Source organism: Phreatobacter sp. AB_2022a (genome assembly GCF_026847585.1).
In the GTDB taxonomy this organism is placed as follows: Bacteria; Pseudomonadota; Alphaproteobacteria; order Rhizobiales; family Phreatobacteraceae; genus Phreatobacter.
In genome coordinates, this window is the sequence record NZ_JAPSET010000062.1 from 15,149 (window position 1) to 29,606 (window position 14,458).

Genomic DNA, 14,458 nt, shown 5'->3' on the forward strand with positions numbered 1-14,458 from the left:
GGCTCGCGCAACGAAGACCCGCTCAAACACGACCCCGGAGTTCATCGCCGTTTCATGGCGACGGCGACGGATTCTCGTCGCGATGGATCACCAGGGGCCGGCCGTCGGCCGGCACCTTGGCCCACCGGCCGTCGGGATCGCGCTTGAACGACAGGCTGCCGCCATTGCCCTGCAGCACCAGGAGCTCGCGCTCGAGCCGCCAGGTCGTCAGGCCGAGCGCCGTGATCGCGCGTTCGCAGCCATCGCCGACCTCCAGCACGAAGCGTTGCTCCAAGGGGCCGGCATTGGCGGCGAGGTCCGGCCTGAAAGAGAGCCGGCACTGCGCCCGGCCGCGCGGCTGGCCGAGCATGCCGGTGCCGACCACCTCTTCCGCGGTCGGCAGCGCCGTGCCGGCAAGCCCGCGGCTGGTCAGGAAATAGACGGCTCCGTCGCCGGGCCGGAGCGCTTCGAAGATGCCGACCTCGGTCTCGCTGAAATCGAAGGCGACCGCACCGGCCCGGTCGAGCCACAACACATTGCCGTCGGCCGTGACGGTCCAGGCCGCGATGGCACCGACGGCCGGGAACGTGGCGATGCAGGCCGGAGCGAAGACCAGCGTCAGGCCGGGGCCGGCGCGCTCGGGCTTGAACATCACGTCGCATTTGCGGTCGCCGGCAGGGTTCGACAGCTCCCACGGTCCGACGGCGCGCTCGACCTGCGCCGGCCGGGCCTCGGCGTTCGCGGGCGCGGCCGGGGGCGCCGGCGCTTGCGCGACGGCCTTGCCGACCAGGCAGGTGAGCATGGCGAAGGCGATGAACTGACGCATGTCGGCGCATTCTGGTCCGGCCAGGGCTCGCCCGTCCAGACCGGCGGTCAGAGGCAGTCGGTGGAGGCGATCACCGCGCGCCGGGTGACGATCGCCGCCTTGCGCCGGACGACGGGACCCGGGCGGCGGGCGTCGCGCTCGATCGGATTGGGCAGCACCGAGACGAGCACGGCCGCTTCGGCCGGCGACAGGCGGGCGGCAGGCTTGCCGTAGGCGCGGCGGGCGCCGGCCTCGATGCCGAACTCGCCGCCTGGCCCCCATTCGGCGATGTTGAGATAGATCTCCATCATGCGGCGCTTCGTCCAGACGAGGTCGAGGCCGAGCGCGAGCGGGATTTCCAGCGCCTTGCGCAGATAGGCGGTGGGGCCGGAATCGCCCTGCCAGAGGAACAGGTTGCGGGCGACTTGCATCGAAATGGTGGAGGCGCCGCGTCCCGGGCCGTCGGCATTGCGCAGAACGGCGGCGAGCTCGCGCCAGTCGACGCCCCAATGGGCGCAGAAACGGGCATCCTCGGACGCGATGAGGGCGCGCGGCACCGCCCGGGACACGCTGTCGAGCGGCACGGTGACGCGCTCGACCCGCGCACCGGTCACCTTGCGCCAGGCCATGAGGGTCGAGACCGGCGTGACGACGGTGTAGACAAGCGTTGCGCAGAGAATGGCCGCGGCGAGGATCGTGGCGAGAAGCACGGCGCGCCGAAGGAAGCGGAAGAACATGCCTGATGACGGTCCCGATGGTCAGGCCACAGTCGTTCGTGGCGTCGATGGATGCAAGAGCGGCTGGCTGGCGGTGACGATCGCCGCCAGCGGCCCGATCGTGCCGACGGTGGCGGTGAGGCCGGATTTCGCCGGATGCGTCGCCGGTGCGGCGGTGATCGCCGTGGACATGCCGATCGGCCTGCCCGAGCGTACCCTGGCCGGCGGCCGCGGTCCGGAGCGGCTCGTCCGCCGCCATCTCGGCGAGCGCCAGTCCTCGGTGTTCACGCTGCCGTCGCGGGCCGCAGTGCACGCGATCGACTATCGCGAGGCCTGCGCCATTGCGCTCGCCACTTCCGAGCCGCCGCGCAAAGTGTCGAAACAGGCCTTTTTCCTGTTTCCCAAGATCCGCGAGATCGATGCGCTGATGCGCGCCGACCCGGCGCTGGCGACCCGCGTCTTCGAGGTCCATCCGGAGCTCGCCTTCTGGCGGATCAATGGCGAGACGGCCATGGCGCTGCCCAAGAAGGTGAAGTCGATCGTCCAGGGCTCGGGGCTCGCCGAACGGCGGGCGGTGCTGATCGCGCAGGGCTATCCGGCCGCCTTCCTCGACACCGTGCCGCGCGGAGCCGCGGCCGACGATCTCCTGGATGCGGCCGTCAATGCGCTGATCGCGCGCCGGCTGCATGCCGGTACCGCCCGACCCTTTCCGGATCCGCCGCTCAGGGATGCGTTCGGCTTGCGGGTCGCGATCTGGGCTTGACCGGACCGCGCGAAGCGGCTCCGTTTCGCGCGGAACGGAATAGGCCATGCTCACAGCTGACGACATCAAAGCCGCCCATGCCCGCATTGCCGGCCATGTCAGGCGCACGCCGACCCTCGCGCTCGGTCCCGAGACCTTCGGTCTCGGCCTGCCGCTCGCCATGAAGCTCGAATATCTGCAGGTGACCGGCACCTTCAAGGCGCGCGGCGCTTTCAACACGCTGCTCGGCGCCGCCATGCCGGCGGCCGGCGTCTGCGCCGCCTCGGGCGGCAATCACGGCATCGCGGTCGCCCATGCGGCCGCGACGCTCGGCATCCGCGCGCGCATCTTCGTGCCGGAGATCTCCTCGCCCGCCAAGATCGCGCGGATCCGCGAGACCGGCGCGGAGCTCGTCGTCGGCGGCGCCCGCTATTTCGACGCGCTGGCGGCCTGCGAGGCCTATGCGGCGGAAAGCGGAGCCTATTCCGTCCACGCCTACAACGCCTTCCCGACCATGGCGGGCCAGGGCACGGTCGGCCTCGAATGGGAGGAGGACGCGGTCGGCGGCCTCGACACCGTGCTGGTGGCTGTCGGTGGCGGCGGCCTCATTTCCGGCATCGCCCGCTGGTTCGACGGGCGCGTCAAGGTGGTCGGCGTCGAGCCGGAGGGCTCGCGCGCCCTTGCCGCCGCGCTCGCCGCCGGCGGACCGGTCGATGTCGACGTCAATTCGGTGGCGGCCGACTCGCTCGGCGCGCGCAACGTGCTCGAGCACGTCTATGCGGTCGCCTCCCGCCACGTCGACAGCGTCGTGCTGGTGCCCGACGAGGCGATCCTGGAAGCACAGCGCCGGCTCTGGCTCCATCTGCGGGTCGCCGCCGAGCCCGGCGGCGCCGCCGCGCTCGCCGCCCTCGTCGCCGGCCGCTATCGGCCGGCTCCGGGCGAGCGGGTGGGCGTGCTCGCCTGCGGCGCCAATGTCGATCTGGCGGGGCTCGCGGCGCTCGTCTGAGCGGGCTTTGGCCATCGCACCGATCCGTGATCGGTGCCCGGGGCCGCCCCGGGTGCGCCGTCAGGGCAATCGTGCTACCCTGACGGGACGCGCCATGAACCGGAGCGGCCTTTGAACGACGGCACGACAACCGACCGGCAGATCAGCGCGGCCGGCGAGAACCCGGCCCTGACCAGCACCATCGACCGTGCCCGCGCCATCCTGCTGTGGGAGCGCGTCTGGCCGCGGCTTGTCGTGTTTCTGGGCATTCTCGGCGGCGTTCTCGCGGTATCCTGGCTCGGTTTCTGGCAGGTCGTGCCGCATTGGGCGCGGTTCGGGGGTGTGGTTTTCGTCGTCGCGCTGCTCGGTCTTGCCGCCTGGCCGATCTTCACCATCCGGCGGCCGACCAATGCCGAAGCGCTCGGCCGCATCGACCAGGCGACCGGCGGGGCGCACCGGCCGGCGACGGCGCTCGCCGATACGCTCGCGACGCGCGATGATCCTTTCGCCACGGCACTGTGGAACGAGCACCGGGCGCGGCTGATCGCCGCGACCGGCCGGCTGCGCACCGGCATTCCCATGCCGCGCATGCCGCATATCGACCGCTATGCGATCCGCGCGCTCGCGCTGCTGCTGATCGTGCCGGCCTATTTCCTGGCGGGCGACGAGCGCATGGCCCGGCTGATGACCGCCTTCGACTGGCGGGCGCCGCCGGCGCCGATCACCTATCGGGTCGATGCCTGGGTGACCCCGCCGGCCTATACCGGGCGGCCGCCGCTGATCCTGCCGACCCGCCGTTCCGGCGACCAGGCGGAGCGCGAGGCCGCGCCCGAGAGCTTCAAGGTGCCGGCGGGTTCGATTGTCACCCTGCGCGTCACCGGCCTGTCCCAGGTCGATATCCGGCCCGACGGCGGCATCGCCGCCGCGCCGGTGCCCGAAGGCCAGGCACAGCCGGCCGCGGCCGGCCTTGCCGAGACGCGCTGGGTGATCAACCAGAATGGCGGGCTGACCGTGCGCGGCAGCGGCGCCGAACCGCTCGACTGGCGTTTCGAGGCGGTCGCCGACCAGGCCCCGACCATCGCCTTCGAGCGCGATCCGCAGACCGACCAGCGCAACCAGCTGCAGCTCACCTACAAGGTCGAGGACGACTACGGGGTGACCGGCGCCGAGGCCCGCATGGAGCTCGCGCCATCGGCGACCGCGCTGCAGCGGCCCGACGCGCGGCCGTTGGCAGACCTTGCCACCGTGCCGCTCGGCCTGCCGCAGGCCCGAACGCGCCATGGCACGGCGCAGACGAGCCGCGACTTCGTCGCCCATCCCTTTGCCGGCCTGCAGGTGGCGATCACCCTGCATGCCAGGGACGATGCCGGCAACGAGGGCCATTCCGACACGGTCGTCGCCGTGCTGCCGCAGCGCAGCTTCGCCAAGCCGATCCCGCGCGCCCTGATCGAGCAGCGCCGCATCCTGGCCCTCGACGCCAATGCCAAGCCGCGCGTCGCGCGGGCGCTGGAGGCGATCACCACCGCGCCTGACGTGTTCGGCATGGACACCGCGATCTTCCTCGGATTGAGAACGGCCTATTTCCGGCTCGACCGGGCGCGGACCGATGCGCAGCTCGTCGACGTCATGGACTATCTCTGGGACATGGCCGTCCGGATCGAGGACGGCGATGTCTCCGAGGCCGAGCGGGCGGTGCAGGCGGCGGCGGAGCGGCTGCGCCAGGCGATCGAGCGCGGCGCCTCGGAGGAGGAGATCCGGCGCCTGTCGCAGGACCTGCGCCAGGCCATGAACCAGCTGATGCGCGAGCTGACCGAACAGGCGCTGCGCAACCGGCAGGACGGGCAGAACCAGCAGGCCCAGCGCGACCCCAATGTGCGCACGGTGCGGCCGCAGGACCTGCGCGACATGCTGAACCGCATCGAGAATCTCGCGCGCAACGGCGCGCGCGACCAGGCCCAGCGGCTGATGCAGGAGCTGCAGCAGATGCTGCAGGGCCTCCAGGCCGGCCGGCAGCAGCAGTCGCCGCAGATGGGCGAGGGCACCGAGCAGGGCGAGAATGCGCTCGATCAGCTCTCCGACATGATCCGGCGCCAGCAGCAGCTGCGCGACCAGACCTTCCGGCGTGGCCAGGAGCAGCGCCGGGCCCAGCGCGGCCAGCAGCAGCGGCCGGGCCAGCGCGGCCAGGACGGCCAGCGCCAGGAGGGGCAGCAGGGGCAGCAGGGCCAGCAGGGCCAGCAGGGCGAGGGTCCGCCGAGCTTCGGCGAGCTCGGCGAGAACCAGCGTCAGCTGCGCGAACTGCTGGACCAGCTGCGCGAGCAGCTCGGTCAGCAGGGACAGGGCCAGGGCGACAGCCCGGGCGGCCGCGAGGCGGACCAGGGCCTTGGCAATGCCGGCCGGGCCATGCGCGAGGCCGAGGGCGCTCTCGGCCGCGGCGACGGCCAGGGCGCCGCCGATGCGCAGGGCCGGGCGCTGCGCAACCTGCAGCAGGGCGCACAGGGCCTCGCCCAGCAGATGCAGGAAGGCCAGGGCCAGCAGGGCCAGGGCAATCCGAACGGCCAGCCCGGCCGCAGCGGCCAGGCCGGCAATCAGGACTACGACCCGCTCGGCCGGCCGACGCGCGGCCGCGAGGCCAACGAGAACTCCAATGTCCGCATTCCCAATGCGGGCGAGGGCGCGGCGCAGCGCGCCCAGCAGGTCCTGGAGGAGTTGCGCCGGCGCCTGTCCGATCCGGAGCGGCCGCAGCTCGAAATGGACTATATCGAGCGGCTGCTGCGCGGGCTGCAGATCCAGTAGGCAGGGGGCCGGGACAGGCGCTCAGGCCGTGGCGGGCGGCACGTCCCAGGCCTCGCCCGGCCGGATGGCGCGGAAACGGTCGGCCGGCAGGCCGCGCGCGGCGAGCGCCGCGGCAAGGCCCTCCCGCGGCGCCTCGATCGGCTCGTTGGTCAATTGCACCGTGCCCCAGTGATGGGCGAGCGCGCGGGTCGCGCCGCAGTCGAGCATGACCTGGACGGCCTCGTCCGGGTTCATGTGCTGGTCGCTCATGAACCAGCGCGGCTCATAGGCGCCGATCGGCAGGATCGCCAGGCGAAAGCCGCCGAAACGGCGCCCGGCCTCGCGGAAATGATGGCCGTCGCCATAGCCGGTATCGCCGATATGGTAGACGTGGCCGGCCGGCGTCTCGACGATGAAGGCGGCCCACAGCGCCTTGTTGCGGTCGAACAGCCCGCGGGCGGTCCAATGGCGCGACGGCGCCAGATGCACGGCCATGCCGTTGCCGATCTCGACCCGGTCGCCCCAGTCGTGCGCCTCCACGCGGATTGCCGGATCATGCGCCTTCATGATGCTGTCCTGGCCGAGCGGCGCGACGACGCGCGGGTCGTGGGTCGCGGCGAGCCGCGACAGCGTGGCCAGGTCGAGATGGTCGTAATGGCCGTGGCTGACCAGGACGAGATCGATTTTCGGCAGGCTTTCGAAGGCGATGCCGGGCGGATTGACGCGTTTCGGCCCGATGAAGGTGAACGGCGAGAAGCGCTCCGACCAGACCGGATCGAAGAGGATGTTGAGGCCGCGCGTCTGCATCAGCCAGCTGGCATGGCCGACATAGGCGAGCCGCAGCGCGTCGCCCTCGACCCGCGGCGGCGGCACGTCGACGCTCTCCAGCGGCCAGGACGCCGGCCAGCGCGAGCGCGGGTCGGAGCCGAACTGCCAGCGCAGGAGATCGCCGAGCGAGCGGGGCGGCGCGCCATGCGGATCGAAAAAGCGGCTGCCGTCGAAATGGTCCGAGACCGGCCCGGCATAGTAGGGGTTGGCGCGGGCGGCGAACAGGGCGCCGGCGGCGGCGAGGAACGGGATCGAGGCGAAGCCGCCGAGGATCGTCCGGCGCGTCGGCATGGCCCGGTCAGCCGCCCGTCATCGGGGGGAAGAAGGCGATCTCGCGCGCGCCCGCGAGCGGTGTCGACGGCTTGACGTGAACCTGGTCGATGGCGGCGCGGATGACCTTCGGATTCTCGAAGGCATAGGCATATTCGTCGCCGCGTTCGGCAAGATGGCCGATGAGGTCGGCGACGGTCCTGACCTCGTGCGGCAGGACGATGGTTTCCTCGGCCTTGCCGACGCGTTCGCGCACCCAGGCGAAATAGAGGATCTTCACCGTTCGTCCTCATCGATCAGGTGGCCGACGCCGGCGCGGAAATAGTCGAAGCCGGTATAGAGCGTCAGCAGCGCGGCGATCCAGAGCAGGCCGATGCCGAACTGCGTCACGAAGGGCAGGACCTGGTCGCCGGCGGGCCCGGCGATGAGGAAGCCGACCGCGACGAGCTGCACCGTGGTCTTCCACTTGGCGAGCTGGGTGACCGGCACCGAAACCCTGAGTTCGGCCAGGAATTCGCGCAGGCCCGAGACCAGGATCTCGCGCGAGAGGATGATGACCGCCGCCCAGAGCGACCAGCCGAGGATGGTGCCGTCGGCCGCCAGCATCAAGAGCACGACGCCGACCAGCAGCTTGTCGGCGATCGGGTCGAGCATGCGGCCGATCGCCGACTGCTGCGACAGGGCGCGGGCGAGATAACCGTCGAAATAGTCGGTGATGGCGGCAATGGCGAAAATGGCGAGCGCCACCCAGCGCAGCCAGAGCCCGCCCTCGTAGATGACCTGGGCGAACAGGCAGGCAGCCACCAGCGGCACGGCGACGACCCGCCCGTAGGTGAGCATGTTGGGTATGTTGAATGCCCCGCCGCGGCGCACGCGAGGCATCGGATCTGCCGAGCTCATGATCTTGTGATGAACGAGGGGCCGTCGCCGGTCAACCGAAAGGCGACATCGCGGCCCGGCGGGATGGACAGATCGTCGTGATCGGCCCAAGACAGAGGCCATGACCGCAAGCACTTTGACTCATGCCCGCAACAATCTGCGCCTTGCCGCCGCGCTCCTCGTCGGCGGCGGCGCGACGGCGACCATCCTCGGCGCCTATTTCTTCCAGTACGTGATCGGTCTGGCCCCCTGTCCGCTCTGTCTCGAGCAGCGCGTGCCCTATTATGTCGCCATTCCCCTGGCCTTCGCCCTCGCCATCGGCGCCGTCCTGCGCCTGCCGCCGCTGGTCATCCGCATCGGCCTTCTGGCGCTGGCCCTGGTCATGGCCTGGGGCGCCGGGCTCGGCATCTACCATGCCGGCGCCGAATGGGGCTTCTGGCAGGGACCGACGACCTGCGCCCAGCCCTCGACGCTCGCCCGCACGCCCGCCGACCTGATGCGGCAGCTGCGGTCGGGACCGCCGGTCGTCGATTGCACGGTGGCCGCCTGGCGGCTGTTCGGCGTTTCGCTGGCCGGCTGGAATGCGCTGATCGCAACCGTCCTGTCGCTGGTGGCCCTTGTCGGCGCGGCACGCCGCGACGCCTGACCGGTTCGCCGGGGGCCTCAGGGCTCCAGCTCGGTGTCCCAGTAGAGATAGTCCATCCAGCTTTCGTGCAGGTAGTTCGGCGGGAACAGCCGGCCGTTGCGGTGCAGGTCCTGCACGGTCGGGGCGTAGGGATGCTGCATCAGCTGCATGCCCGATTCCCGCAGGGTCTTCGATCCCTTCATGAGATTGCAGGCCGAACAGGCGGCCAGCACGTTCTCCCAGGTGGTCTGGCCGCCCTTGGAGCGCGGCACCAGGTGGTCGAAGGTCAGGTCGTTGCAGTCGCCGCAATACTGGCAGCGGAATTTGTCGCGCAGGAACACGTTGAAGCGCGTGAAGGCCGGGTTGCGCGAGGGCTTCACATAGGTCTTGAGCGACACCACGCTCGGCAGCCGCATTTCGAAACTGGGCGAGCGGATGGCCTTTTCGTAGAAGGAGACGACCGAGACGCGATCGAGGAACACCGCCTTGATCGTGTCCTGCCAGGACCAGAGCGACAGCGGGTAGTAGCTCAACGGGCGATAATCCGCGTTGAGCACCAGGGCAGGCCATGAACCGGGGGAAATGCTGGTCGAGACCGGCAGATCCCTGGGCGATACGGCGACCGTCACGAGCAACTCCCTGCGACCGGTCCTGCCCGCTGATTCGCGAGCAGCGAAAGCAGATGCCGGTAAATAATAGGAGCACTGTGTCGGTCTTGTGAAGCCTTGCGGTCCTCCGTCAGGCCGATGCGAGGGCGCGCCGGACCGCGGCGAGCCCGAAATCGAGGCCGCGTCGGTCGATCTCGTGGCCGAGGCGCGGCACCAGATGGGTCTCGACGCGAAGGCCGGCCCGGTCGAGCGCGGTCGCCGCCACCGCCATGTCGGTCGCGGCGATGACGTCGTCCTCGGCGCCATGGATCAGCGTCACCGGCGGACGGGCAGTGATCTCGCCGAGCCGGTCGAGCCCGGCGAGCCGGCCGGAATAGCCGACGAGCGCGGCTGCCGGCCGGGCCCGGCGCAGGCCGACATGCAGCGCCGTCATGGTGCCCTGGCTGAAACCGACGAGAACCAGCGCGCCGTCGTCGAGGCCGAGCCTTTCAAGCTCCGCGTCGAGAAAGGCGTCGACCGCCGGGCGCACGCCGAGGCAGCCGGCCCAATATTCCCTGGGATCGCGCAGATCCAGCGGAAACCATTGCCGGCCGTCCGGCATATGGGCGCAGGGCTCGGGGCCGTCGGGGGCGACGAAGGCGGCATCCGGCAGGGCCGGGCGCCAGGCCTCCGCCACCGGGATCAGGTCGTGGCCATCGGCACCGTAGCCGTGCAGGATCACCACGAGCTGGCGGGCGCGGCCGGACAGCGGACCGAGGCGTGGGCCGTCCAGCATCACGCGACCCGTGGAGCGAATGTGACATTCGCTCTCCTTTCGACATCTGGTGCGGTCGCGAATGTCACGTTCAAAGCTCCACCGGACGATCAAAAGTTGCTGATGGCCCTTGTGAGTCCAGCATTTGCTCCGGGGCCTGGCACCGGGCACCGGCCCATGCTGGGTCAGGCCACCAGGGGCTCGGCGAGGCGGCCGGTGCGCCGCGCCGCGTAATAGGCCCAGAGCAGGCGTGCGGCGACCGCCCGATAGGGCCGCCAGCGCTCGGCGAGCGGCCCCATCTCCCTGGCCGTCGGGCGCGCGGCGAGGCCGAGCAGGTCGCCCGCCGCCGACTGCAGCGCGACGTCGCCGGCCGGCCAGGCATCGCCATGGCCGAGGCAGGACAGCAGATAGACATCGGCGGTCCAGGGGCCAATGCCCTTCACCGCGGTCAGGCGGGCATGGGCCTCGTCGGCGGCAAGGCCGGCGAGGGCCGGGAGGTCGAGCGCGCCGGCCGTCACCGCGGCGGCGATGGCGCGCAGGGTGCGCACTTTCGGCCGCGACAGGCCGGCCGCCCGATAGGCCTCGTCGTCGGCGGCGCCGAGGATCTCCGGCGTGAAGCTGCCGAACACCATCTCCGAGCGGGCCCAGATGGCTCGCGCCGCGTCGACCGAGATCTGCTGGAACACGACGATCTGCACAAGGCCCTCGAAGCCGGGCGCGCGGCGGCGCAGCGGCGGCGCGCCGAGCTCGGCATGGGTGCGCGCCATGTGCGGGCAGAGCTTCGCCAGCGCGGCCAGCGCACCGGTCAGATCCGCCTCGGTCTCGATATGGGTGATCGCCATGGCCTGATCGTGCTGGGTGGTCTTGACCGGTTGCCTTCCGGCGGGGCGCGCAGCATAGGCTTGAACATGGCCGCCGCGCATCAGCCGATTTCGATGGACCAGCCCGCCGTGCTCCGCTTCGCGCCGAGCCCCAACGGGCTGCTGCATCTCGGCCACGCCCTGAGCGCGCTGGAAAACGCCGCCATGGCGCGCCGCCTCGGCGGCCGCCTGCTGCTGCGCATCGAGGATATCGACCGGACGCGCTGCCGGCCGGAATTCGAGCGGGCGATCATCGAGGATCTCGCCTGGCTGGGGCTCGACTTCGAAATGCCGCCGCGCCGGCAGTCGGAGCATCTTGCCACCTATCGCGCCGCGCTCGACCGGCTCGACGCGATGGGCCTCGTCTTCGCGAGCTTCGAGAGCCGGGCGGAGCTGAAGGCGCTGGTCGCCGAGCGGGCCGCGGCCGGGGGGCGCCCCTGGCCGACCGATCCCGACGGCGCACCGCTCTATGCCGGGCGGGGCGCGGCGATGAGCGCGGCGGAGCGGGCGCGGCGCATCGCGGCGGGCGAACCCTTCGCGCTGAGGCTGCGCATGGCCGAGGCTCTGGCCCGGCTCGGCGGGCCGCTCGCCTGGACCGAGGTCGACGAAACCGGCGCGCCGGCAAGCCACGTTCCGGCCGATCCCGGCCGCTGGGGCGACGTGGTGCTGGCGCGCAAGGAGGTGCCGACCAGCTATCACCTGTCGGTCGTGGTCGACGACGCGCTCCAGGGCGTGACGCACGTGGTGCGCGGGCAGGACCTCCGCGAGGCGACGGCCGTGCACCGGCTGCTGCAGGCCCTGCTCGGCCTGCCGGAGCCGGTCTATCGCCACCATCGGCTGGTGCTCGGCGCCGATGGCCGCAAGCTGTCGAAAAGCGAAGCGGCGACCGGGCTGGCCGCGCTGCGGGCGATGGGTGTGACGCCCGACGAGGTCAGGCGGCAGATAGCGCATGGCGAGTAGCGAGTAGCGCGTGGCGAATGGGGATGCGGCGACGCGTGTCGCGCTGCCTGCTCCGGCCGCCGCCATTCGCTACTCGCCATTCGCCAAGATCACCCTTTGAATCCATCGGTTTCGAGGAAGGCGAGCTCTTCCGCCGTGCTCGTGCGGCCGAGAATGGCGTTGCGGTGGGGAAACCGGCCATAGGCCGCGATCAGGTCGTGGTGGATGACCGCGTAGCGGTCGAGCTCGGCATCGCCGAGCGTCGCAAACAGCGCGACCGAACGGCGCTGCACGCCGATCTGCTCGCAGTGCTCCATGGGCAGATAGAGGAAGCTGCGCAGATCCGGCCCGATCAGCCGGTCGAACCCCTTGCCGACCGCGCGCTCGGCGATCGCCAGCGCCAGCGGATCGGCGGCGAAGGCGCGCGGCGTCCCGCGGAACATGTTGCGCGGGAACTGGTCGAGCACGATGACGAGGGCCAGCGTCGCCTCGGCCGTCGTTTCCCAGCTCTCCAGCGATCCCGCCGCGGCCGCCTCGTAGGTGGCGAGGAACCGTTCGGAGATCGCCCGGTCGAAGGCCTCGTCCTTGACGAACCAGAAATCCGGTCCGGCCTTGCGCCAGAAGGCAAGAACCTCGGTCGGGGTGGCAATCGCCGCTGTGCTGTCGGTCATCGGCCTCTCAGTCCTGGAATGGCGAGCGGATTGTCGGTCAGGGCGGCGCGGTCCGGCTGGTCCGGACGTGCCGTGCCGAGAAAGGCGTCATGGAGCGCCTGGATCACCCGCGGCTCCATGTCCTTCAGGATGAAGACGATGCGGGTGCGGGCATCGCCGTCCGGCCAGGCGTCGAGCACCGTCGTCGGATGGAAGACGTGCTGGGCGCCGTGGATCACCACCGGCCGGTCCGGGAATTCGGCGATCTTGACGACGCCCTTGACGCGCAGGAGCTTCGGCCCGTGGGCGCCGCGCAGCAGTTCCAGGAACATGTCGAAGGCCGCCGAGCCCATGGCCTGGTCGCTGGTCAGGGCAAAGGCCTTGATGCCGTCGTCATGGGCATGGCCGGCATCATCGGGGGTCAGCGCCGCTTCGTTCAGCCAGCGGGCGACATCGGGCAGCTTGGTCGCGGGATCGTAGAGGCCGGCGGCGAGCACGGCCGCGGCATCCGCCTCGCCCCTGGCGGCGTCGAGCCGGATCGCCGCCGGCGCGAGCTGGGCCAGCCGCGCCTCCAGGCGCGCGAGATCGGCGCGCCGCGCCTCACCGTCGGCGAGATCGGTCTTGCTCTGCACGATGCGGTCGGCCACCGCGGCCTGCTTCACGGCTTCCGGATGGGCGTCGAGCGTTGCGAGGCCGTTCACCGCGTCGATCACGGTGATCACGGCGTCGAGCCGGTAGCGCATCACGAGATAGGGATGCGCCATCATGGTGTGGATGACCGGAATCGGGTCGGCGAGCCCCGTCGTCTCGATCACCACCCGGTCGAACGGGTCGATGCGGCCATTGTCGAGCGCGCGCAAGAGGTCTTCGAGCGCCGCGACGAGATCGCCGCGCACCGAGCAGCAGACGCAGCCGGAGGACAGCATGACGATGCCGTCCTCGACCGTGCGGACCAGCAGGTGGTCGAGCCCGATCTCGCCGAATTCGTTGATCAGGACGGCGGTGTTCTTCAGGCCGGGATCGGCGAGGAGCCGGTTCAGCAGCGTCGTCTTGCCGGCGCCGAGGAAACCGGTGAGCACGGTCACCGGGATCGGCGGTCGCGGCCGCCGCGGGCGGGGGGCATCGGAGGCGGATGTGTCGGGCATGGTCGGTCAGGCGGGCTGCGGCCGGCGCCGCAGCTCGGCGAGCGAGGATGCGACCAGGGCGGCGAGGACGAGAAGGCTTCCCACCATTTGGGGCGTCGTCAGCGTTTCGCCAAGCACGAGATTGGCGGTGGCGATGGCCACCACCGGCTCGAGGCAGAAGACAAGACCGACGAGCGCCGGCGGCGCGCTGCGGGCGCTGAGCATCTGGAAGGCGAAGCCGGCGAGATAGCCGAGCATGGTCATGGCGGCGGCGAACCAGGCGCCGGTCAGGGCGTTCAGCTGGCCGAGGCCGTGCCAGAGCGCGGCAAGGCCGGCGATCGGCATGATCACGACATGCGACCAGAACAGCAGGGCCGACGGCGCGACATGCCGGCCGGCATGGGCGGCGGCGAAGAACTGGCAGGCCGCGAAAAGGCTCGCGGCGGCGGCCAGCGCGACGCCGCGCAGGTCGATGGCGCCGAGCGTCGGTCCGAGCGCCACGGCGAGGCCGGCAAAGGCGAGCGCGAAGACGGCGAGGCGCGCAAGCGTCAGGCGCTCGCCGTCGACGAAGGGGCTGGCGATCAGGATCAGCAGCGGGAAGGTGTAGAAGATCACCGCGGCGACGCCGATCGGCACGAAGGAGACGGCGAAGAAATAGGCAAGGCCGATGCCGGCCGAGCTGACGCCGACCAGCGCCAGGACCGGCCGATGCCGGCGCTCGACCTGCAGCGAGCCGCCGGCGAGCCCGATCGTCGCGGTCACCGCGCCGAGCATCAGGAAGACGCGCAGGAAGACGAGATCGGCCGCGGAGACGCCCTGCTGCGTCGCCGCGCGGGCATAGACGATATTGATGCCGTAGGCGAAGGCGCCGGCGAGCGCCGCACCGATGCCGATCGCGCGCGGCGACAGGCTCACGGGCGTG

Annotated in this window: 16 protein-coding genes; 5 read left to right on the forward strand and 11 right to left on the reverse strand. The window is 71.1% G+C overall.

Features of this window, described 5'->3' with window-relative positions; translation table 11 throughout:
* Nucleotides 1–52 precede the first annotated feature (52 nt).
* Nucleotides 53–805 (reverse strand): AprI/Inh family metalloprotease inhibitor, encoded by a 753-nt coding sequence (locus OZ671_RS28670; protein WP_268863881.1) that lies wholly within the window; start codon nucleotides 803–805, stop codon nucleotides 53–55.
* Nucleotides 806–852: 47 nt separating this feature from the next.
* Nucleotides 853–1,521, reverse strand: coding sequence for a transglycosylase domain-containing protein (locus OZ671_RS28675; protein WP_268863882.1), 669 nt, complete (start codon nucleotides 1,519–1,521; stop codon nucleotides 853–855).
* Between OZ671_RS28675 and OZ671_RS28680 the strand changes: the two genes are divergently transcribed.
* From OZ671_RS28680 to OZ671_RS28690, 3 genes are all read left to right on the forward strand, one after another.
* Nucleotides 1,520–2,263 carry a DUF429 domain-containing protein gene (locus tag OZ671_RS28680; RefSeq protein ID WP_268863883.1) on the forward strand — a complete coding sequence of 248 codons (744 nt, stop codon included), beginning with the start codon at nucleotides 1,520–1,522 and terminating at the stop codon, nucleotides 2,261–2,263. The genes OZ671_RS28675 and OZ671_RS28680 overlap by 2 nt on opposite strands.
* A 46-nt stretch (nucleotides 2,264–2,309) precedes the next feature.
* Nucleotides 2,310–3,248, forward strand: a complete 939-nt coding sequence (locus OZ671_RS28685; protein WP_268863884.1) for a threonine/serine dehydratase — start codon at nucleotides 2,310–2,312, stop codon at nucleotides 3,246–3,248.
* 111 nt (nucleotides 3,249–3,359) lie between these two features.
* Complete coding sequence (locus OZ671_RS28690; RefSeq protein WP_268863885.1) at nucleotides 3,360–6,020, forward strand: TIGR02302 family protein; 2,661 nt, start codon at nucleotides 3,360–3,362, stop codon at nucleotides 6,018–6,020.
* 21 nt (nucleotides 6,021–6,041) lie between these two features.
* Here the strand turns inward: OZ671_RS28690 and OZ671_RS28695 are convergent, their stop codons facing one another.
* Genes OZ671_RS28695 through pgsA form a run of 3 tightly spaced genes read right to left on the reverse strand, consistent with a single transcriptional unit; the run spans nucleotide 6,042 to nucleotide 7,979 of the window.
* Nucleotides 6,042–7,118, reverse strand: coding sequence for an MBL fold metallo-hydrolase (locus OZ671_RS28695; protein WP_268863886.1), 1,077 nt, complete (start codon nucleotides 7,116–7,118; stop codon nucleotides 6,042–6,044).
* 7 nt (nucleotides 7,119–7,125) lie between these two features.
* Entirely contained in the window at nucleotides 7,126–7,377 is a 252-nt protein-coding gene (gene moaD / locus OZ671_RS28700) for a molybdopterin converting factor subunit 1 (protein WP_268863887.1), read from the reverse strand.
* On the reverse strand, nucleotides 7,374–7,979 hold the full coding sequence (gene pgsA / locus OZ671_RS28705) for a CDP-diacylglycerol--glycerol-3-phosphate 3-phosphatidyltransferase (protein WP_268863888.1): 606 nt from the start codon (nucleotides 7,977–7,979) through the stop codon (nucleotides 7,374–7,376). The genes moaD and pgsA overlap by 4 nt, the downstream gene beginning before the upstream one ends.
* Nucleotides 7,980–8,097: 118 nt before the next feature.
* Between pgsA and OZ671_RS28710 the strand changes: the two genes are divergently transcribed.
* Nucleotides 8,098–8,622, forward strand: a complete 525-nt coding sequence (locus OZ671_RS28710) for a disulfide bond formation protein B (protein WP_268863889.1) — start codon at nucleotides 8,098–8,100, stop codon at nucleotides 8,620–8,622.
* 17 nt (nucleotides 8,623–8,639) lie between these two features.
* Here the strand turns inward: OZ671_RS28710 and OZ671_RS28715 are convergent, their stop codons facing one another.
* The 3 genes from OZ671_RS28715 to OZ671_RS28725 form a co-directional block, all read right to left on the reverse strand.
* Nucleotides 8,640–9,185, reverse strand: coding sequence for an HNH endonuclease (locus tag OZ671_RS28715; RefSeq protein ID WP_442957139.1), 546 nt, complete (start codon nucleotides 9,183–9,185; stop codon nucleotides 8,640–8,642).
* A 154-nt stretch (nucleotides 9,186–9,339) separates the two neighbouring features.
* The gene (locus OZ671_RS28720; protein ID WP_268863890.1) at nucleotides 9,340–9,984 is read right to left on the reverse strand and encodes an alpha/beta hydrolase; all 645 of its coding nucleotides are present in this window, start codon (nucleotides 9,982–9,984) and stop codon (nucleotides 9,340–9,342) included.
* 164 nt (nucleotides 9,985–10,148) lie between these two features.
* Entirely contained in the window at nucleotides 10,149–10,799 is a 651-nt protein-coding gene (locus OZ671_RS28725) for a DNA-3-methyladenine glycosylase family protein (protein WP_442957140.1), read from the reverse strand.
* A 72-nt stretch (nucleotides 10,800–10,871) separates the two neighbouring features.
* Between OZ671_RS28725 and gluQRS the strand changes: the two genes are divergently transcribed.
* Nucleotides 10,872–11,783: a tRNA glutamyl-Q(34) synthetase GluQRS gene (gene gluQRS, locus OZ671_RS28730; RefSeq protein ID WP_268863892.1), complete on the forward strand. Its 912-nt coding sequence runs from the start codon at nucleotides 10,872–10,874 to the stop codon at nucleotides 11,781–11,783.
* 89 nt (nucleotides 11,784–11,872) lie between these two features.
* Here gluQRS and OZ671_RS28735 read toward each other — a convergent pair whose 3' ends face one another.
* From OZ671_RS28735 to OZ671_RS28745, 3 genes are all read right to left on the reverse strand, one after another.
* The gene (locus OZ671_RS28735; protein ID WP_268863893.1) at nucleotides 11,873–12,433 is read right to left on the reverse strand and encodes a DUF924 family protein; all 561 of its coding nucleotides are present in this window, start codon (nucleotides 12,431–12,433) and stop codon (nucleotides 11,873–11,875) included.
* Nucleotides 12,430–13,557 (reverse strand): CobW family GTP-binding protein, encoded by a 1,128-nt coding sequence (locus OZ671_RS28740; RefSeq protein ID WP_268863894.1) that lies wholly within the window; start codon nucleotides 13,555–13,557, stop codon nucleotides 12,430–12,432. Before OZ671_RS28740 ends, OZ671_RS28735 begins: the two co-directional genes overlap by 4 nt.
* Before the next feature lie 6 nt (nucleotides 13,558–13,563).
* Nucleotides 13,564–14,458: DMT family transporter (locus OZ671_RS28745; RefSeq protein ID WP_268863895.1), on the reverse strand; the 895-nt coding region annotated here is incomplete at its 5' end.